General features: G+C 31.8%; 19 protein-coding genes. 4 read left to right on the forward strand and 15 right to left on the reverse strand.

Features of this window, described 5'->3' with window-relative positions:
* Window positions 1–57 precede the first annotated feature (57 nt).
* On the forward strand, window positions 58–1128 hold the full coding sequence (locus MFS40622_RS03835) for a mechanosensitive ion channel family protein (protein WP_012980364.1): 1071 nt from the start codon (window positions 58–60) through the stop codon (window positions 1126–1128).
* Between the two features lie 15 nt (window positions 1129–1143).
* Entirely contained in the window at window positions 1144–2229 is a 1086-nt protein-coding gene (locus MFS40622_RS03840; RefSeq protein WP_012980365.1) for a mechanosensitive ion channel family protein, read from the forward strand.
* On the opposite strand, the gene MFS40622_RS03845 is transcribed toward MFS40622_RS03840, so the two are convergent.
* Entirely contained in the window at window positions 2230–3195 is a 966-nt protein-coding gene (locus tag MFS40622_RS03845; protein WP_012980366.1) for a cobalt-precorrin 5A hydrolase, read from the reverse strand.
* A 69-nt stretch (window positions 3196–3264) separates the two neighbouring features.
* On the opposite strand from MFS40622_RS03845, the gene MFS40622_RS03850 reads away from it, so the two are divergent.
* Window positions 3265–3504, forward strand: coding sequence for a pro-sigmaK processing inhibitor BofA family protein (locus MFS40622_RS03850; RefSeq protein ID WP_012980367.1), 240 nt, complete (start codon window positions 3265–3267; stop codon window positions 3502–3504).
* Window positions 3505–3536: 32 nt separating this feature from the next.
* Here the strand turns inward: MFS40622_RS03850 and MFS40622_RS03855 are convergent, their stop codons facing one another.
* The 9 genes from MFS40622_RS03855 to nudF all read right to left on the reverse strand — a co-directional run bounded on the left by MFS40622_RS03855 (window position 3537) and on the right by nudF (window position 9899).
* The gene (locus MFS40622_RS03855) at window positions 3537–3734 is read right to left on the reverse strand and encodes a hypothetical protein (RefSeq protein ID WP_012980368.1); all 198 of its coding nucleotides are present in this window, start codon (window positions 3732–3734) and stop codon (window positions 3537–3539) included.
* A 302-nt stretch (window positions 3735–4036) separates the two neighbouring features.
* On the reverse strand, window positions 4037–4246 hold the full coding sequence (locus MFS40622_RS03860) for a hypothetical protein (RefSeq protein WP_012980369.1): 210 nt from the start codon (window positions 4244–4246) through the stop codon (window positions 4037–4039).
* 37 nt (window positions 4247–4283) lie between these two features.
* The gene (locus MFS40622_RS03865; protein WP_012980370.1) at window positions 4284–4568 is read right to left on the reverse strand and encodes a hypothetical protein; all 285 of its coding nucleotides are present in this window, start codon (window positions 4566–4568) and stop codon (window positions 4284–4286) included.
* An 89-nt stretch (window positions 4569–4657) separates the two neighbouring features.
* Window positions 4658–5923 carry a zinc ribbon domain-containing protein gene (locus MFS40622_RS03870; protein ID WP_012980371.1) on the reverse strand — a complete coding sequence of 422 codons (1266 nt, stop codon included), beginning with the start codon at window positions 5921–5923 and terminating at the stop codon, window positions 4658–4660.
* Between the two features lie 93 nt (window positions 5924–6016).
* The gene (locus tag MFS40622_RS09455) at window positions 6017–6190 is read right to left on the reverse strand and encodes a hypothetical protein (protein ID WP_012980372.1); all 174 of its coding nucleotides are present in this window, start codon (window positions 6188–6190) and stop codon (window positions 6017–6019) included.
* Window positions 6191–6658: 468 nt separating this feature from the next.
* The gene (locus tag MFS40622_RS03875; protein ID WP_012980373.1) at window positions 6659–7699 is read right to left on the reverse strand and encodes a hypothetical protein; all 1041 of its coding nucleotides are present in this window, start codon (window positions 7697–7699) and stop codon (window positions 6659–6661) included.
* A gap of 173 nt (window positions 7700–7872) precedes the next feature.
* A complete protein-coding gene (locus tag MFS40622_RS03880) occupies window positions 7873–8904 on the reverse strand; it encodes a type II glyceraldehyde-3-phosphate dehydrogenase (RefSeq protein WP_012980374.1) in 1032 nt (343 codons plus the stop codon).
* A 166-nt stretch (window positions 8905–9070) separates the two neighbouring features.
* A complete protein-coding gene (locus tag MFS40622_RS03885; protein WP_012980375.1) occupies window positions 9071–9397 on the reverse strand; it encodes a transcription factor S in 327 nt (108 codons plus the stop codon).
* Window positions 9390–9899 carry an ADP-ribose pyrophosphatase gene (gene nudF / locus MFS40622_RS03890; protein WP_048197455.1) on the reverse strand — a complete coding sequence of 170 codons (510 nt, stop codon included), beginning with the start codon at window positions 9897–9899 and terminating at the stop codon, window positions 9390–9392. The genes MFS40622_RS03885 and nudF overlap by 8 nt, the downstream gene beginning before the upstream one ends.
* Window positions 9900–9964: 65 nt before the next feature.
* On the opposite strand from nudF, the gene MFS40622_RS03895 reads away from it, so the two are divergent.
* The gene (locus tag MFS40622_RS03895) at window positions 9965–10510 is read left to right on the forward strand and encodes a DUF99 family protein (protein WP_048197456.1); all 546 of its coding nucleotides are present in this window, start codon (window positions 9965–9967) and stop codon (window positions 10508–10510) included.
* A gap of 164 nt (window positions 10511–10674) precedes the next feature.
* Here the strand turns inward: MFS40622_RS03895 and MFS40622_RS03900 are convergent, their stop codons facing one another.
* The 5 genes from MFS40622_RS03900 to MFS40622_RS03920 all read right to left on the reverse strand — a co-directional run bounded on the left by MFS40622_RS03900 (window position 10675) and on the right by MFS40622_RS03920 (window position 19287).
* On the reverse strand, window positions 10675–11607 hold the full coding sequence (locus MFS40622_RS03900) for a tetratricopeptide repeat protein (protein ID WP_012980378.1): 933 nt from the start codon (window positions 11605–11607) through the stop codon (window positions 10675–10677).
* Between the two features lie 164 nt (window positions 11608–11771).
* On the reverse strand, window positions 11772–13127 hold the full coding sequence (locus tag MFS40622_RS03905) for an HD domain-containing protein (protein WP_012980379.1): 1356 nt from the start codon (window positions 13125–13127) through the stop codon (window positions 11772–11774).
* Window positions 13128–13715: 588 nt separating this feature from the next.
* The gene (locus MFS40622_RS03910; protein WP_012980380.1) at window positions 13716–15542 is read right to left on the reverse strand and encodes a YgiQ family radical SAM protein; all 1827 of its coding nucleotides are present in this window, start codon (window positions 15540–15542) and stop codon (window positions 13716–13718) included.
* 190 nt (window positions 15543–15732) lie between these two features.
* Complete coding sequence (locus MFS40622_RS03915) at window positions 15733–18444, reverse strand: CDC48 family AAA ATPase (RefSeq protein WP_012980381.1); 2712 nt, start codon at window positions 18442–18444, stop codon at window positions 15733–15735.
* A 126-nt stretch (window positions 18445–18570) separates the two neighbouring features.
* A complete protein-coding gene (locus tag MFS40622_RS03920; RefSeq protein WP_048197457.1) occupies window positions 18571–19287 on the reverse strand; it encodes a hypothetical protein in 717 nt (238 codons plus the stop codon).
* Window positions 19288–19301: the final 14 nt, after the last annotated feature.

Below are 19301 nucleotides of genomic sequence, written 5' to 3' on the forward strand. Positions count from 1 at the left end.
ATTTAAACATTTATATATAAAATCAAATGTTGAATGTGCAGGATTGAGGTGATTTTTATGTTAGACATTGTTATCTATGGAAATTCAATCCTAAATTATATTTTATGTATTTTAACAATTGTAGCAAGCATTTTTATTGCAAAAATGGTTGGAAAGTTTATTAAAACCCACTTAATAAAATTTGCAAATGGCACTAAAACAAAATTGGATGATATACTAATTTATTCATTAAACACTCCACTATTGGTGTCTATTGTAATACTTGGGATATATTTTGGGATTAAATTTTTAGCTTTACCCTCCCATATATCAGATTTGATTCATAAAGGAGTTGGGATTGCCTTAACATTCTGTGGAGTTGCATTTGTTGAGAGGTTTGTAGATAAAGCAATTGAACTTTATATTGCCCCGTTAGTTGAAAAAACAGAGACACACATTGATGACCAACTTTTACCAGCACTGAGGAAACTTTTAAGGTTAATAATCTATATATTTGCTATATTGTTTATTTTGAAAAACTTGGGGTATGACATAACAACATTGCTCGCTGGTTTGGGAATTGGTGGTTTAGCAGTAGCTTTAGCTATGCAGGACACTACAAAAAACCTCATAGCTGGGTTAATAATTATCTTCGACAAACCTTTCAAACTGAAAGATTGGATTATATTTGATGGAGGAGAAGGAATTGTTGAGGAGATTGGAATAAGGAGCACAAGGATAAGAACATGGGATGATAGCTTGATAATTATGCCAAATTCCTCCCTTGTTGATGCAAAAATAATAAACATGTCTGCGATGAGGAAGAGAAGAGTTAAGATGACTATTGGACTAACTTACGATACTCCTCCAGAAAAAATTAAGAGGGCAATTGAGATAATTAAAGATATCTTAGATAATCATGAGGCAGTAGTTGAACCAAAAAGAGTTCATTTTGTTGAGTATGGTGATTGGAGTTTAAATTTAAGAGTTGAATATTTTATAAAAAATCTTGGTTTTGATTACTACTTAAATGCCTTAAATGAAATAAATCTAAAAATAAAAGAGGAATTCAAAAAAGAAGGAATAGAAATGGCATTCCCAACATATACTGTTTATTTGGAGAGAGATAATAAAACTTCAGATAATTAATAATTGAGGGGTATAATGACAATAACTCAAATAATAACTGATATTTTAATGCACAATACTTTAACTAATTATATTTTCTCTATGCTTTCAATTATCTTATCAGTAATAATTGGAAAATATGCAAATGCACTTATCGAAAGAATTGCAGATAAATTGCATGAAAAAAGTGGCATAGAGTTGGATGAACTCTTAGTTAGGGCATTGTCTCTTCCAATTGCAATAGCGATAGTACTAACTGGATTTTATTTTGGAGTAAATTTTTTGTATCTTCCTTCTTCATTAAAAATAACAATAAATGAAGGAATCTTAACTGCCTTTATATTGTGCGTTGTTGTATTTTTTGATAGGTTTTTTACTGAACTTGTAGAGAGATATTTAGCACAAACAATATCAAAAAGGGCTAAAAGAGAAGTCGATGACCAAATTGTCGTTATAACCAAAAAACTCGTGAGATTACTTGTATGGGTTGTTGGACTGTTGTTAATTTTAAGTAATCTTGGGTATGATATAAAAACTCTACTTGCTGGTCTGGGGATTGGTGGTTTAGCAGTTGCCTTAGCATCACAAAATCTTGTTTCAAATTTAATTGCTGGTTTGATAATATTAACTGACAGACCATTTAAAATTGGGAATTGGATAAGTTTTAGTGGTGGTAGCGGAATAGTTGAGGATATTGGGATAAGAAGCACAAAGATAAGGGCAACTGACAACTCAATAATTGTAGTTCCAAACTCAAAACTTATAGATGAGATAATCCAAAACGTCCCTTCTAAAAATAAATGGAAGGTTTCAACAACTATTGGGATAACCTATAACACACCAGTTGAGAAAATAAAGAAGGCAGAGGAGATTATAAAAAATATCCTCTTAGAACATCCAAATGTAGAGGATGAGCCAATAACCATTTATTTTAAAGAGTTTGGTGATTGGAGCCTAAACATTCAAGTAGTTTATTATATCAAAAATAACAGATATAATGGCTATCAAAAGTATGTGAGCACAATAAACGAAGTTAACTTAAAAATAAAAGAGGAATTTGATAGGGAAGGAATTGAGTTTGCATTTCCAACTTATACGTTGTATCTAAAGAGAGATGATTAATTATTTATCAACAGCTATTGCCACAGTAACTCCATCTCTTTTAAACTTTTTTAACAACAATTTTATGCTATCAAAATCTTTATTTGCTAATCTTTTAACTGCCAATATTGATGCTGGTTCTGAAACTCCATAAACCCCTAAGTGTTTATATACAAAATCTGACTTTTCTAAATCTATTTTTTTATAAACTTCATTAATCTCCTCTCTACCAAAAATAAGCAATGGTTTTTTGAATTTATTTACTACCTCTAAAATTCCTTTCTCATCTCTTTTATCCTCTACTGTAGCAAAGGCATCAACCCTCCAAATAGGGATGTTTCTTAAAAATAGAGCTTTTTTAATTGCCCAAAAGACCTTATGCCTTTCAATGCCTCTTCTTGCTCCTAAGCCAACAGCTATTTTTAAAGGTTTTAATATTATAGAATCATCAACTATAGCCTCATACTCATCATGATAGCTAATTTTATAGCCATTCAAATTTTTTATTTTCCAATGCCTTGGAATAGTTAAGCTAACTTCCTCCTCTAAAATCTTCTTGTTTATCTCTAAGATATATTTTCTCTTAGGAGTTTCTAAGAATAGCATCTTAGATAGCTCATCAATCCCTACTTTTTCATTAACATCCGTTGCAGTTGTAAAAATAACTCTCCCGTTTATATTGTTAGCTATTAACTTAGAAAAATAGTTTCCTCCTCCTAAGTGATTTGATAGTAAAGGGATGAGTTCTTTATTTTCATTGCAAACAATAACAAAAGGGTCTTTAAACTTATCATGCTTAATTTTATCCAAAAACTTCCTTAAAATTATGCCCGTAGCCATTATAAATATAAAACCTTTCTCAATTCCTTCTATCCTAAAGTCTTTTATATGCTCCACTCTATTATCATAGTGGTAATAATCTAAAACATGTTTAATTTCTTCAGCTATCCTTTTCCCTCCCTTAGTAACATATACAATTTTAATCATTATAAATCACACAAAAAGTTTTTATTAAATTAAATTAATAATAAAAATATATTTTAGAGGTGGATATTTATGGGATTGGAACATCTAATTTTATTGCTATTGCTAATTCTTGTAGCCATTTTATTCTTTAAATTGACCTATAAAATATTAAGATATTTGGCAATAAATACAATTGTCGGATTGATTTTGGTAGGGATTTTAAACTTCCTCGGAATTACACATATACATCTGAATCTAATAAACTTGTTAATAATAGCGGTTGGGGGAGTTATAGGAGTGTTTATCTTAATTTTACTCTCAATCCTTTAAAAATAAAAATAGTAAAAAAATTTTTGCAAAAGTTAAGCTTTCATTGAATATTTATAAGCTTGACAGGCCCAATAATCTAAAACATCCTTTATTGATTTTAAGTTCTTTTCTTTTCTTTTTTTAATTCTTGCCATGTTTCTTAGTATTTTTAATGTTCTTTCAATTTCATCCTCACTCATTAAGGTGGCGTCCATCAATAAGCTTATAGCTTTCCTATCTATATCATCCATGATACCACCTTTTAATACTACAATTTAAGTTAGTATTATAATATATAAGATTTTCGGTGATAAGTATGAAATCATTATTTCTACAATATGTAAAGATTATTTTATAACTATTAAAATTTTTTGGATTAATTTTATTTCATAAAAAGTAGAACTCTAATCATAATATATATTACAAAATCTTAGAATTTCAATGATAGTATAAATAGCATCTTTCAAAAATTAATAAAATTTATTAAAAATGTTTGAAAGACACTAAAAAAATAGATTCTTAAAAATAAAAAAAGTAGATGTTGATATTTCTATTATAAGGCCATTATCTCACCAACTTCCTCCAACTCTACAGGAAACCCATCCAATTGTTTGGGAATTTGTTTTTTTAGCTCATCAGTTATTTTTACAACATATACTTTTATACAAGGTTTTCCACCACATTCCCCCACTCCAACGCCTACAACTCCTTTTTTACTTAATAATTCATCTTCATACTTACTTATCACATCCTCTATTGACATATCAACACCTTAAGACTAAATAAAAAATAAAAATAGTTTATGTGGATTGCAATATTTCTTTCAGTTTTTCTAACATATTTATGTATTCTCGAGCTTCTTTCCTTTCTTCAGCATCCATCTCATCCAAATTTTGATGAGTCTCTTCAATTTCCATAGATATTTCACAGAGAATTTGTTTTTTATCTATATTTGCTGCTTTCATAAGAACTTTATATGCTGTTTTTAGCTCTTCTATGTTAATATTCTCTCTTTTTAATGCTTCTATACCAAGTGCCAACATCACTGGTGGAATGCACCGTTTCCCGTTTCCATAGCTTATCATAGCATTTAATAACTTATCATACAAATCGATAAGTTATGGAAACGGGTTGTCCTCAACCTATAGCTTCATCGGGAACACCGTTCCCTCAACTATGGTCTCATTGGACTTTTAGGGACAACGGAAAGCCCCCAAAATCTTTTTATCAAATTGAATACAGCTACAGCATCCCTATCAGCATAAAATCCACATTCAAAACAATACATTGGTCTCGAAGGCAGAGCCCTCTCATCGACTAATTTATACAGTTGAGATAACCTATTTCCACAATTTGGGCATAATACCGAAGTATAGGCAGGATTTACCTCAACAACTTTAACTCCGAATTCTAAGCATTTATTTTTTAAATAACCTAAGAATTTTTTAGCAGATATGTTATGCAATTTATGTTTTAGTTTTTTAAATGATTTTTTAGTAATATTTTGGTTAAAATAGGGGGATAAGCCCTCGATAATTAAAATTGCATTTTTATCTCTAAGTTCTTTAGCTATTTTATTAGCCAACTTCTTTAACTTGTCCTCTCTAATATTTTTTAATCTCCTACCGAATTTTTTAAGTAAAACAAAACCTTTCCTCTTTAACGGTTTATCCTGCCTATGAATTCCTTTAAATGAGAATTTTTCTTGAATGTTAGCCATTATATTAGAGTATTTTTCGGTTAATTTCCCTAAATAAGTTTTTATCATCTTTATATTTTCGAAGTTACCATAAGTTATATTATCTAAGTTAAAATCTAATGCATAAACTTCTTTAAAATTGTCATTAATTGTTATTTTATTCTCTAATGGAATTAAAACAGCTATCGTCCCCTCTTCTTTATTAAGCCTTAATTTAAAACCTGCCTTTATCTTCCAACCCTCTTTTAGCAGTTTAAAAAATTGCTTATGTGGTTTTAGAGGAATAACAATCCTACCATTCGGAGTTGATAATCTTAAGTATAAGGTTTTCTTCCCTTCTTTATTTATAGAAAATAATCTCTCTATATTGGTTTTGAAATTTTTGTAGTTGAATAAAATATCATCCAACCATAAGGAGACATTTCTAACTTCTGGCTTTGAAGTGCATGCTTTCTTTTTCTTTTTCATGGCTATAAAGCTCTTTATTCGAGTGGATGCATCTTGAGAGGCAGTATAAATATAATGAGTTGGTAATTTTGGATATTTAATTTTTATTTCTTCATAGATTCCTTCTCTAATTTTTCTATGGCTTTTTCTCTTATTTTTTAAACCAAAATTTAGGGCAATAGATAAAACGTCTTTATACATTTCGATAATGTTTTCTATGATTTTTATTTTTGTCTTTGTTAATGGCTTGCTTTTCAATACTATAGTTTTAGTTAGTTTGATTATTTCTGACATGTTTATTCACTAAATAGTTTTTTTGCTGTTTATAATAATCTGTCACTATAAGTATTTATATATTACAACATGCTACAAAAACTAAGAAATGTTTCAAACCCCTCCCCCAGCAAGTAGTTTAAATTTAACTCTCTTTTCTTCAATTTCTTCTACATGTTCGTGAGCCTCTTTTTCTACAAAATTAGGCAGTATTAAATTTATGCAGGCAGAATCTTCACATCTAACGATAACTATGGCCCTATCACTGTATATATTGCCTCCACGCATTCCTGCCCTTACAATGTAGCATCCAGGAGGAAGCTCTACCTCTGCATGGCCGTCTTTTATAACCCAACCTGTAAATACCTCCCCCCAGGCAGTTATATATATGTAAATGCCCAGTTCGTTTAATAACTCTACAATTTTTATCTCTTACCCATATTGAGTTTTGCCTTTCTCGAAACTGTTTAGTTTTTTGTGAGTATTCGTGAGCAAGCTTTATATACTGTAATACTCATACGAGTATTTTTGAAGATGACTATCCTCCCGATGAAGTCGATGAGCTAGGCGAGGTGGAGGGAGATAGGATTCCAGTGAGCGTTCGGGGAACTCGTCCTCTATGGGCGGGGTAACCCGGGCACTCACTGTCGATAGGGGGATGAAATAGTATGTGTGCTCACAAAAGTACACATGCTATGAATCCCTTTCCCATAATTTCCCCAATTTTTGTTATTAAAAAGATTTAACTCATATGATTTAATAATACTTTTGAGTAGGCTCTAATTCAACTTCCAACGCCATTAAAACATTGTATATGTTATTATGAACTGTGATAACTGGAGAACCTGCAAATAGCAAGCCTACAGCTCTTTTGCTCATATCAAGTAGTAAAGAACCAGAATCTCCCCCAGCAGCCATTCTTGTTGTTATTATTTGATTTTTAAACAAATAACTCACTCCCGGTCCGTACCCCACCATTACTGTTGCGTTAGTAGATAGGATTCTCCCCGTTGTATGTTGTGTAGTTCTTCCAGTTTTTTGAACCTGTAAGCCAAGCACAGCTTCTCTAACACCAGTAGGAATTCCAATTTTTGCAATATCTGCTTTTATATACTTCATATCCAAAGGTTTAGCTACTGCAGCATCAACTAAATTATATCCTGAAACTAAAGGCACAAATCTCTTTAATCTTGCAATGATATCCATTCTTCCTCCACCATCGTATCTTCCAGGTTGCAATATAGGGTCTCCAATGTTTGCATTGTTAGTATTTGCAAGAACGTGATTATTGCTCAATATTAAAAAATCATGGTCTCTTTTATCTTGAACTATGCATCCAAAAGTTCCTGCAGTTATTTTATAATGCCCTATACTACACCCTGGAAAAGCTGGTCTATATCTCCCTTTATATGTAAGGGCCTCTATTTTGCCAGTAGCAATTACATCTGTTCTGATGCCATTTATTTCTTTAGGGATAATTTCATACTGTGAAAGCTGAGTTTCTGATATTTTCTTCTCAACCAATACCTGTATGCACAGTTCTGGAACAACCTTTCCAGCTTTAACTCTGTATCCAGTAGCTACCCCTACAACATTTGGATACTCGAGGATTTCTTCATCTACTTCTTCACGAATCTCTTCAATTTTAGCAATTTTTTCTATTTCACTTTCCTCTAATTCAGGTTCTTCAGGGAGTTCTCTTGAAGCTTTTTCTTTAAAAAAAGTTTCAAATTCTACTGCAATTTTCTTTGCTTCTTCTGTTAATTCAAAAAATTCTTCTTTAAGCTTTTTTATCACACTCTCACCCCAATACGTACAGTAATTATTGTAAATATTTCTTTATTTAAAAATTATGAATTATAAACATGTAAATTAAACATGATGTTATAAACCTCTATTAAAATAATACCAAAATATTGAAATTAATAAATATAATGTAAAAATAAAAAAGAAAAGAGATATTCAGAATTTTACTGAATACCCATAGCTTTATTTGTCTTTTCAATTGATTTGAAGTTATCTTCCTCCATCTGAAGCATAGCTCTTATACAATCAATATTTTCAGGTATTACAATACTTTCTTGATGGACTGCCTGCATTAGGAATATTTCATTCTCTAAAACGTTAATGCTTTCTTCCCAGACAACAAGCTCATTTATGTCATACCTTAATCTACCTAAATCCCTTCCATATTCTATTATCTTGGCTGTTGAACTAAACCCTTCTTCAGCTTTAACAGTTATAATCCTTGGAGTTTTCTTGATAGCTTCTAAAACATCATCTTTACCAATATTTCCTTCAATCTCTACCATTAAAGTGTGCATATGCATTAATGTTGTTGGAACTATAACTGCTGATGTTAAGATTTTTCCTTCAAATTCTGGGACAACTGAAACAACGTCAGGACCGTGATGGGAAGGAACTGTAACTGGATTTGGAGTTATGGCATTTACTGGCCCTGTTTTGTCATCATTTGGGTCAGCTGCCCTTCTTACTAATACGATTCTTGCCTTCTTTATCTCTGCAACTGAGTTTATAGCATATAAAATTCTGCATAAACCTGTTGTGTTACATGAAACAACTCTTACGTAATCTTTTCCATAACATCTGTTATAACTCCACAAAGCGTTGAAGTTGTCTTCAACATCTTTTGCTTTCTCTCCCCCTTGCAATATAGCTTTAACTTTGTGAGGTTTGTAGATGTTTTCTAAGTTTTGTTTTCCGATTTTCTTAGGAGCTCCATCAACAACAATATCTGCTTCTTCTATAATATCCAATACTGTCCCCTCCACTGGAATTCCCGCATCTTCAAATAATTTAACTCTCTCTTTATCTGGAATGGCAACAAACAATTTGTATCCTTTCTCAACAGCTAATCTTGCTTCAAAATCTGGTTTTGTCTTTGTAACCCCTATAACTTCCATATCATCCTGCATTGAAACTGCATCAGCTACTCTCTTCCCAATTGAACCATATCCATTTATTAATACTTTTGCTGGCATAGATTCACCCACTTTTATGGTTTAATCCTATATAAATTAGATTTGAGTTTGAGATATAAATATTTATGGCAACTTTATTATCTGCAAAATTCATAAAAAATTATAAAAATAATTGGTTTTATTTAATAGCTAAAAAGCTTATATTTAAATATTTGCTCTATTTTGATTAATCATACTCTCTCCATGTATGCCCACATTTCTTACACTTGTAGAATCTTGTTTCTGGTTCATCAGCACATCTTGTCTGTTGTAGCCACCAGTAAGCTTCATTATGCCCACATTTTGGACATTCAATTCTTGTTGTAGGCAGTGTCTCTAAGCCCTCACTTTCAATAACTGTAATTTTTTCTTTTTTATTTTCTAAGTGTTCCTTGTATTCATACTCTTTACTTCCTTCAGCTGTTGTTTCTTCTTCATAACCACAAACAACACATCTCAATTTTCCATCCTTTGGTAGCATTAAGTTGTTGCATTTTGGGCAAAACTTAACCATTCTTCCACCTCGTATAATCTTCAATTATTTTTTTATGGTCAAAGGCTAATTTTGGCAGATTATTTAAATCAAAAAACTTAGCCTCTTTTGCATCATCTCCTGCTTTTAACTCTCCTCCTATAACATCTAAGATGAATACAATTGAGATAACATGCCCTCTCGGGTCTCTATCTGGGGATGAATAAACTCCCAATAAGCTTTTTACCTTTGTTATTAACCCAGTTTCTTCCCTAATTTCTCTAACAACTGCCTCTTCAACAGTTTCTCCACATTCAACAAATCCTCCCGGAAGGGCAAAACATTCCTTAAATGGATTGTTTTTTCTTTTTATTAGGAGGATTTTATTGTCTTTTTCAATAATTCCATCAACAGCAATTGCTGGATGAAGATATAGCCTATATTTTTTTAAATCTCTCTTTTTTATGATTTTTTTAGAGTATCTCTTTCCAAACAAATTTAGGGCAAATATTTTTCCACTTATGCAGAAACATTTTTTAGACATGCTCTCACTTATATATAAAAACTTCATTATAATATATGGGAAGATATTTAAAATTTGTGGTGCTTATGAAGGATGAAATAGAAGTTATAGGTTTTGATGATGCCCCCTTTAATAGAACAGATAAAGAGTGTATTTTGATAGGTACATATATGAGAGGGAATAGAATAATAGATGGCATTTATTTTAGAAAATTTAAGAAGGACGGGATGGATGTTACAGAGAAGATAATAGGTATCATTAAAGAAAAGCATTATAAAAAAATAAAAGCAATTTTTTTATCTGGAATAACTTTTGGGGGATTTAATATAGCTGATTTATGGGAAATAAATAGAGAGACTAAAAAACCAGTTATCGTTGTTATTGATAAGTATCCAAATAAAGAGAAGATGTTTTCAGCTCTTAAAAAATACTTTGATGATGCAGATGAAAGAATAAAGCTTATAAACAGCTTTCCAGAACCAGAGAAAATAGATAATATTTATATTCAGTATGTTGGAACTAATAGGGATTTTGTTGAGAATATTATTGAAAAAACAAAACTTAAAAGTAAAATTCCAGAGTGTTTGAGAATATCTCATTTAATTGGTAGAGGATTTTTAGGATTGAAGTAAAATAATTTGAATAGGACTTTCACATTTTTTATATATAATTTGGAACTTAGATGCTAAAGACATCAGTTTTCCTTAAAAAATTTTATTCCTGTGAAAGTCCTATTGAATATTCAGTGACTGTAGTCATTTGGAGCTTGGCCTTATATGAAAATAGATTATAAAATTTATTCAAAGAGTTCAAATGCTCTCTTATAACATTCTAAAGCATCCTCAATTTTTCCTAATTTTTCAAGAGCTACTGCTTTACCATGCCAAGCATATACATTAGTAGGACTAATTTCTAATACTTTATCAAACCACTCTAATGCCTTTTTATATTTCCCTAATTTGTTTAGAACAATCCCATAATAAACGTAAAGTAATGAGCTATTAGGATTTAATTTTAATGCTTTTTCGATGTATTCTTTGGCTTCGGTTATTCTTCCAAGGAAAATTAAAATTTGTATAACATACAGTAATGCACGAATATCTTTTTCATTTTTCTGAATTATCTTTTCAAAGCATTCTAATGCCTCCCTAAACTTTCCAAGTTCAAATAATATTTCTCCTTTATATAGTAAGGAAAGATAATCTTTAGGGTTCACTTCTAAAGCTTTTTCAAAACATTCTAACGCTTCCTTGAGTTTTCCTTCACTATATAGTATTTCTCCTTTTTCAGCCCAAGCAATAGCTGATTTTGGATAATCTTCGAACATAGTTTCAAGGATTTTTAATGCTTCGTCAAACTCTCCAAGTCGCATTAATATAGTAGCGGTTATACATTTAGCACCTATATTAGATTCTTGTTTATCTAATTCTAATAATTTTAAAAATACTTCTTTTGATTCTTTTAATCTACCCAAACTCATTAATAAAACTCCTTTTAAAAAATATGCTCTACTATAGTCTGGTTTTAATTTTAATGCCTTATCTAAACATTCTAATGCCTCGTCATACCTTCCTAATGATTTTAATAATCTTCCTTTTCTTACGTAAAAATCTGGAGTTTTTTTAATCTTTAAAAGTTCATCCAGTATAGAAATAGCCTTTTCATAATCTTTTTTTCTAGCAACTTCTAAATATTTCTTCCATAAATTGTTTTTATCGTTGGTTTCCATAAGAATCCCTCATTTATGAATAATAAAAATATATAAATTATTGCCATAAAAATTATTACTTATATTGTGATATTTATTATTTAAATTTAGTTATTAACCACCTTAAAAGCTTTCTTATTCTTTAAAATATTCAATAACCTATGTAAAAACATGTTTTAATTATTTTATAACTTCACAAAATTGTTTAAGCAATAGATATATTTCCTCCTATTAAATTTCTCTTTTATCAAACCGCAGAATATCAATTTATGCAATTCATTGTAAAACTCTTTTGGTGAAATGCCATGTTCTTTAGCAATCTCTAAAAATCTCCCTTTTCCAGTAATTGTTCCATATTCCTTTAAAATATCAATTAACTTACTCTCAACCTTAACATCTAACTCTTTTAAGATTTTATTTATCCTATCTTTCACGTTGTTCTCTTTAAGCTCTTTGATTTTTTCTTTTGGTGCATATATTGATATATTCCACAACCTCATCTCAGACGGTTTTAAACTCTGAGCCAACGGAGAAACTTCATCTAATCTCTTAACACCATCATCTAAGATTATATAGACGTTATGCTCCTCCATCTTAGGAATTGGATAAATATCAATAAATATATCGCATCCAAATTCTTCATAAAACCTACTTTCTAATGATAATACTTGTTTTTCGTCTAAATTAACAAAAATCCATTTCTCTATTGGGTTTAAATCAAAATAGCCATAGGTTATGAGATTTTTATAAAGATTTCTTCTGTCTATTCTCTCCATTAGATAGTTTTCAGATATCCTCAAAAATGAAACAAGTGCAATATCATCCATAATAGCTAAATCTTTTATATCTAAATTTTTCTCCTGTATTTCTTTTATTACTGCCCTTTTTATCATAGTATCTGCTATTCTAACCGTTGGATGCATATAGACAGCTGAATACATCTGATGCCTCGCAACCAATAGCGATTCAATTGCCTGAATTCCTTTCTTTAGTATCCCTATCTTAATCTTCCCAAAACTCTCAAAGGTTGTTATGCTCCTCAAAATTCTTGGTAAATCAATCATTCCATAAGCTGTTCCTGTGTGATAGCTGTCTCTCAACAAATAATCCATTCTATCAGCATCAACATCTCCAGAAATTATTTTCCCTTCTAAATTTTTCCTATTTAAGGTTTTAATTATCTCACTTTTTGAAAAATTATCCAAATCCATGTGCTTAATTTTCTTTCTGCCAAAAGATTCATGGCTGTAGCCGCAAATCTCCAATGTGTGAGAAAATGGAGGATGTCCAATATCGTGTAATAAAGCAGAGACTCTTGTAAGCTCAATATCTGCATCAATCTTTTCTGCTATCTTTGATGCAATAAACATTGTTCCTAAGGAATGTTCAAACCTTGTATGATTTGCTGATGGATAAACTAAATATGTTAAACCAGTCTGTTTAATATTTCTCAATCTTTGAAATTCCTCACTATCAATAATCTCCAGCTCTTTTTCGTCTAAATATATATCTTTGTGGATAGAGTCTCTAATAACTTTCATCCTCTCCCAGAGTTTTGGTTTTATTTTTGAGCTTCTAAACTTCTAAATCATCTTATTGGAATGGATATTATTAATTTATTTTAGAGGCATGAATATTTGAAAATAGAGATTATATAAAACAGTATTTATACTTTGTGGAAAAATAGGGTTTGGAACAGTTTCTTAGTTTTTGTAGCATACCATAACATATAAATACTTAGTCGTAGCATTATTTTTATATTATGGTCGATGAGGAGGCTCTGCCTTCGAGACTAATGTAATTGTATCTAAATTTGATAAAAGGTTTTATGGGGCTGTCTCCGTTCAGCCCGAAGTCCAATGAGTCTATAGTTGAGGGAACGGTGTTCCCGATGAAGCTATAGGTTGAGGACAACCCGTTTCCATAGCTTATCGGTTTGTATAATAAATTATTAAATGCTATGATAAGCTATGGAAATGGGAAACGGTATAATAATATAAAACCCAAAAAGAAGAATTAGTATTAAGAATTTTATAGAATTCTTAAATGGGATTTCCATAAAAATAAATAAGAATAAGATTTTTTATTGCAAATTGACATCATTTGAATGTTATAGTTTTTTGCAAAATTTAAAATTTAATTTGCTTATGCTCTTTATTTTCTCTATTTTTATTCTTTCTCTGCTTTCTTCTCTTCTCCATCTGATTCATAATCCACTTATAAATAATTCCTTTATATCCAACCATTTTAAATCCTTCTAATGCCTTTTCCCAATTTTCCTCCTCTCTATATAGGCAGATGGCTTTTTGAATCTTTTTCTCTTTATAGGTGTAAGGAACATAAACTTTCTCGTTAGTTATTGGATTTATGCCAGTGTGATACATTGTTGTTGATAGAGTCATAGGAGTTGGGGTGAAAACTTGCACTTGCCTTGAATAGCAGTTATTTTTATGGATGAATTCTGCTAACTCAATCATCTCTTTAATAGAGCAATTTGGATGGGCAATAAGCCAATATGGCAAAACTTCTTTTATTCCTCCAACTTTTTCAGCTATTTCTCTATATTTCTCTAAAAATTTTTTAAATAACCTTCCATCAGGTTTTTGAATTGCCCTACAAACTTTTTTAGAGATGTGTTCAGGAGCTACCTTCAACCTTCCAGAGACGTGATATTTGGAGAGTTCTTTTATATACTCCTCACCATATTTTTCATCATACATTATTAAATCATATCTAACTCCACTTCTAACATAAACTCTAACATCATCTCCAACAATATCTCTAATTTTCCTATAGAGCTTAATTAACGGCTTATGATTTATGATTAAATTCTCGCATGGTTCTGGATAGAGACAATTTTTTGGACATCTATCTGCTAAACCTTTTTTACATCCCATTCTATACATATTTGCTGTTGGTGCTCCAATATCTTGAATAACTCCTTTAAAATCTTCATGATTCAATAATTTTCTAATTTCCTTTAAGATGCTTTTTTCACTCCTATTTTGAATAACCTTACCTTGATGATGTAGAATTGAGCAGAAGGAACAGCCTCCAAAGCATCCTCTATGTGTTACAACTGAAAACTGAACTGGAACAATTCCTGGGACATAAGAATAAGAAGGATGAGCTCTTCTCTCAAAAGGCATCTCATATATTTCATCCATTTCCTTTTCAGTTAAATAAATTGGTGGAAATTGAACTAAATATTGATTTCCAACTTTTTGGTAAATAACTTTATCCATTGTCATTAACTTCCTATGCATTTCAGCGTATTTTTCTTTGCTATTTACAACTTCTTCATGAGAAGGTAGTTCTTTAGTATCATATCTTTCCTTTATATCCTCTAACTTTTTTCTATTAACTCTAACTACAGTTCCATTTATTTCTAAATCTTTTATGTTCTCTCCACTTTCTAATGCTTTAGTTATTGATAGAATGCTCTTCTCTCCCATCCCATACATTAAAATATCTGCCTTTGAATCAATTAAAACACTCTTTCTAACTTTGTTATCCCAATAATCGTAGTGAGAAAATCTCCTCAAAGATGCCTCAATTCCTCCTAAAGCTATAGGAATATTTTTAAATGCCCTTTTTATTAAATTAGTATAAACAATTGTAGCTCTATCTGGCCTCTTTCTTATCCCTTCATTAGACATTGAGTCAAAGTCCCTCAATCTCTTTTGTGGTGTGTAGTGAGCTAACATACTATCCAAATTCCCAGCAGTTACAGCAAAAAAGTAATTCGGCTTCCCTAATCTTTTTATATCATCTAAATTTTTCCAATCTGGTTGTGAGATAATCCCAACTCTATAACCATGCTCAACCAAATACCTCCCAACAACAGAAGCTCCAAATAAATAATGGTCTATGTATGCATCTCCAGTAACAATAATAACATCCAATTCTTCCCATCCCCATTCATCCATCTCTTCTTTAGTAGTTGGCAAAAACATAAAATATCACTTCAAAAAGTTTATGACACCTCTCCGCTTAAAGCAGAGGTTTCTTAGCGATGATTAATGGCAAAATTATTTGAGTAAACATTAATAAACATTAAAATAGACGATATAATATATTATTTATTGTTTGTGGGTTAAAACTTATAAAATAAAAGATAAAAAAGGAAAATGGGAGATTTAGGATTTAGATTACTTCTTTACCTTCTTCTTTTTTCTTTTCAACTGATGTGGCTCTTCCATACTCTTGAGCCAACTTTTCATAAACTCTCATATCCTCCTTACTTACGGATGGTCTAATCTTCTCGAGAGCTTTCATGAAGTGTTCTTTTTTAATCTTAACATCTTTTGTTGAAACTTTCAATCTTATGCTCTCAATATCCTTTAATATGTTCTTGAGCTCATCCAATGATGTTGTGAATCTTTGAATGATATTTTGTGTTGTTTTAATTATCTCATCAATCTCTTCAGCTGAAACTTGTTCTTTTAAGGTATTCAACTTGTTCTCCAACTCGTAGATGTTGTCTATCATTTCTTTTAACTTGCCTAATATGTCCTTTAAGTATTTTGCTAACTTATTAGCTTCATCTTTCTCTGATGGCTTCAAGTCTTCTTTGTTTATAATTTCAAGGAATTTATCAACTTCTTTTTCTACTGCTTCAATTTTCTCCTTAGCTGGAGCTAAAACGCTAATTATCTTTCCAATGGCATTCTTTAACTCACTGAACTCTCCTGCTTCAGCAGATTCTCTCTCTTTTGTAGCTTTAATGACACTGTTTAACTCTACAGCCGCTCCTCTGAATGTTCCTGAAATGCTCTGTAAGTAGTTGATTAAGTCTCTTAAAGCTGTTTCAATTCCCCATGGTTTTCCTATACTCTCTCTAACTGCTAACATTGCTGCTTCTCTACACAATGCCTCAATATCAGCCCCAGTGTAGCCCTCAGTTTTCTTAGCAAGCTCTTCTAAGCTAACATCCTCAGCTAAGTTCATAGCTCTTGTGTGTATCTTGAATATATCCAATCTTGCCTTTTCATCTGGAACTGGGACTAATATAACCCTGTCCAATCTTCCTGGTCTCAATAAAGCTGGGTCAATGATATCTGGTCTGTTTGTTGCGGCAATAACAATAACGTCCTTTGGCTCTTCCATTCCATCCAATTCAGTTAATAATTGGTTGACAACCTTATCTGTAACTGCTGAGCTCAAGTCTCTACCTCTCTTTGGTGCTATAGCATCAATCTCATCGAAGAATATTATACATGGTGCTGACTGTCTTGCCTTTCTGAATATCTCTCTTATTGCTTTCTCACTTTCCCCTACCCATTTGCTAAAGATTTCTGGCCCCTTAACGCTTATGAAGTTTGCTCCACTTTCGTTAGCTACAGCCTTAGCTAATAATGTCTTACCTGTTCCTGGTGGTCCAAATAGCAATACTCCCTTAGGTGGTCTAACTCCTATTTTTTCAAATACTTCCTTAGCTTTTAAAGGCCATTCTACTGCCTCTCTTAATTCTTGCTTAACCTCCTCTAATCCTCCGATATCTTCCCACTTAACATTTGGAACTTCAACTAAAACCTCTCTCATTGCTGATGGCTCAACATCTTTCAATGCCTCTTTGAAGTCGTCCATTGTGACTTTTAAGTTATCTAACACTTCTTTTGGAATCTCTTCTGCCTCTAAGTCAATGCTTGGCAATACTCTTCTCAATGCCCTCATTGCTGCCTCTTTACATAAAGCTGCTAAATCAGCCCCAACAAATCCGTGTGTTACATCTGCTAAGTAGTCTAAATCAACATCTTCAGCTAATGGCATGTTTCTTGTGTGTATTTGCAATATCTCTTTTCTACCTTCTCTATCTGGCACTCCAATAACAATCTCTCTATCAAATCTTCCTGGTCTTCTTAAAGCTGGGTCTAATGCATTTGGTCTATTTGTTGCACCAATGACAACAACTTGTCCTCTTCCTTTCAATCCATCCATTAAGGTTAAGAGCTGAGCAACTAATCTTCTCTCTACTTCTCCTGTAGCTTCATCTCTCTTTGGTGCTATAGCATCAATCTCATCAATGAATATTATACTTGGAGCGTTCTCTTCAGCTTCTTCAAATATCTTTCTTAAATTCTCCTCTGTCTCTCCAACATACTTACTCATTATCTCTGGACCGTTAATTACGTAGAAGTTTGCTCCAGCTTCGTTAGCTACTGCTTTAGCTAATAAAGTCTTTCCAGTTCCTGGTGGTCCAACTAATAAAACTCCTTTTGGTGGTTCAATTCCTAACTTTTCAAACAATTCTGGATGTCTCATTGGAAGCTCTATCATCTCTCTAACTTTCTTAACTTCCTCTTTCAAACCACCAATATCTTCATATGTAACATCTGGAATCTTAGTTTCTTTAATTTCACTGACTGGCTCTTCTTTCAATTCAACTTGTGTGAAGTCAGTTACTCTAACAGGTCCAGTTGGAGTTGTACTAACAACCACAAATGTTAAGGCAGTCCCTAAAACTCCAATAGTGACTTTTGAACCTTTGCTTAAAACTTGCCCCAGTATCTTTCTCTTAATAAAGTCTTCAAATCCAGGGCCGAATCTAATTGGCTGTGTTGGGGCTAAGACTACTTTCTTTGCCTCTTTAATCTCTACTTTTTTAACCTTCACTCTATCTCCAATGGCTACTCCAGCGTTCTGCCTTAAATAACCATCAATTCTAATAATTCCTTTTCCAGCATCTTCTAAGAAACCTCTATAAACTATAGCGTAAGCTTTTCCCTTAGTTCCTTCAATTTCAATAACATCTCCTGGTTTTAACCCGAGTTCTTCCATTGTGTAGGGGTCTATTCTCGCAATACCCCTCCCAACATCTCCCTGATATGCTTCAGCAACTTTTAATTCCTTAACCATAAGAATCCCTCCATCTTAATTTTTATAATAATAATTTTCCTCCCTGGAGATAATATACCGTTGAGGTTCTATATATACTTTTCGGTTTTGTTCATGTTTATGGCACATCAAAACATAAAGTTGTATTTATTTATAGAAATACATTGCAATTATTTTATCTGCCCTTATGTATATCTCCCCAATATCACAGTCTTTTTCCAGTGGTTCGATGACTATAAATGATGTGCCAAATAATTCCTTATTTTCTTTTAGTCTTCCAATTTCTTCCACTGTATTATTAACAGTCTCATAAACTATCTTAACTCTAATATCCTCTTCTTCTGGTTCTTCTTTCAATTCAACTTGTGTAAAGTCAGTTACTCTAACAGGTCCAGTTGGAGTTGTGCTAACAACTACAAATGTTAAAGTAGTTTCTAAAACTTCAATAGTAACCTTTGAACCTTTGCTTAATACTCGTCCTAATATCTTCATCTTAACAAAGTCCTCAAATCCAGGACTAAATCTAATTGGCTGAGTAGGAGTTAGAATGATTTCTTCTGCTTCTTTAAGTTCTATTTTTTTAACCTTTACTTTATCTCCAATAGCTACCCCAGCATTTTGCCTTAAATAACCATCAATTCTGATAATTCCTTTTCCAGCATCTTCTAAGAAGCCCCTATAAGCTATGGCATAAGTTTTTCCTTTTTGTCCTTCAATCTCAATAACATCTCCTGGTTTTAAGCCCAATTCCTCCATTATGTAGGGATCTATTCTTGCAATACCCCTCCCTACATCTCCTGGATATGCTTCATCAACTTCCAGCTCTTTAATTAATTCTTCTGATTCTTCAGGAATTTTTGACATTTTATCCCTTATTT

This window comes from Methanocaldococcus sp. FS406-22 (assembly GCF_000025525.1).
Lineage (GTDB): Archaea > AGJL01 > Methanococci > Methanococcales > Methanocaldococcaceae > Methanocaldococcus.

Excerpts from the sequence above, each read along its gene's own strand:
- MFS40622_RS03860 (WP_012980369.1), bottom strand. The coding sequence starts at position 4,246 with ATGTCAATAGAGGATGTGATAAGTAAGTATGAAGATGAATTATTAAGT.
- MFS40622_RS09455 (WP_012980372.1), bottom strand. The coding sequence starts at position 6,190 with ATGCGTGGAGGCAATATATACAGTGATAGGGCCATAGTTATCGTTAGA.
- MFS40622_RS03855 (WP_012980368.1), bottom strand. The coding sequence starts at position 3,734 with ATGGATGATATAGATAGGAAAGCTATAAGCTTATTGATGGACGCCACC.
- MFS40622_RS03840 (WP_012980365.1), top strand. The coding sequence starts at position 1,144 with ATGACAATAACTCAAATAATAACTGATATTTTAATGCACAATACTTTA.
- MFS40622_RS03865 (WP_012980370.1), bottom strand. The coding sequence starts at position 4,568 with ATGATAAGCTATGGAAACGGGAAACGGTGCATTCCACCAGTGATGTTG.
- MFS40622_RS03870 (WP_012980371.1), bottom strand. The coding sequence starts at position 5,923 with ATGTCAGAAATAATCAAACTAACTAAAACTATAGTATTGAAAAGCAAG.
- MFS40622_RS03880 (WP_012980374.1), bottom strand. The coding sequence starts at position 8,904 with ATGCCAGCAAAAGTATTAATAAATGGATATGGTTCAATTGGGAAGAGA.
- MFS40622_RS03835 (WP_012980364.1), top strand. The coding sequence starts at position 58 with ATGTTAGACATTGTTATCTATGGAAATTCAATCCTAAATTATATTTTA.
- MFS40622_RS03905 (WP_012980379.1), bottom strand. The coding sequence starts at position 13,127 with ATGAAAGTTATTAGAGACTCTATCCACAAAGATATATATTTAGACGAA.
- MFS40622_RS03845 (WP_012980366.1), bottom strand. The coding sequence starts at position 3,195 with ATGATTAAAATTGTATATGTTACTAAGGGAGGGAAAAGGATAGCTGAA.
- MFS40622_RS03910 (WP_012980380.1), bottom strand. The coding sequence starts at position 15,542 with ATGTTTTTGCCAACTACTAAAGAAGAGATGGATGAATGGGGATGGGAA.
- MFS40622_RS03900 (WP_012980378.1), bottom strand. The coding sequence starts at position 11,607 with ATGGAAACCAACGATAAAAACAATTTATGGAAGAAATATTTAGAAGTT.
- MFS40622_RS03915 (WP_012980381.1), bottom strand. The coding sequence starts at position 18,444 with ATGGTTAAGGAATTAAAAGTTGCTGAAGCATATCAGGGAGATGTTGGG.
- MFS40622_RS03885 (WP_012980375.1), bottom strand. The coding sequence starts at position 9,397 with ATGGTTAAGTTTTGCCCAAAATGCAACAACTTAATGCTACCAAAGGAT.
- MFS40622_RS03920 (WP_048197457.1), bottom strand. The coding sequence starts at position 19,287 with ATGTCAAAAATTCCTGAAGAATCAGAAGAATTAATTAAAGAGCTGGAA.
- nudF (WP_048197455.1), bottom strand. The coding sequence starts at position 9,899 with ATGTCTAAAAAATGTTTCTGCATAAGTGGAAAAATATTTGCCCTAAAT.
- MFS40622_RS03850 (WP_012980367.1), top strand. The coding sequence starts at position 3,265 with ATGGGATTGGAACATCTAATTTTATTGCTATTGCTAATTCTTGTAGCC.
- MFS40622_RS03895 (WP_048197456.1), top strand. The coding sequence starts at position 9,965 with ATGAAGGATGAAATAGAAGTTATAGGTTTTGATGATGCCCCCTTTAAT.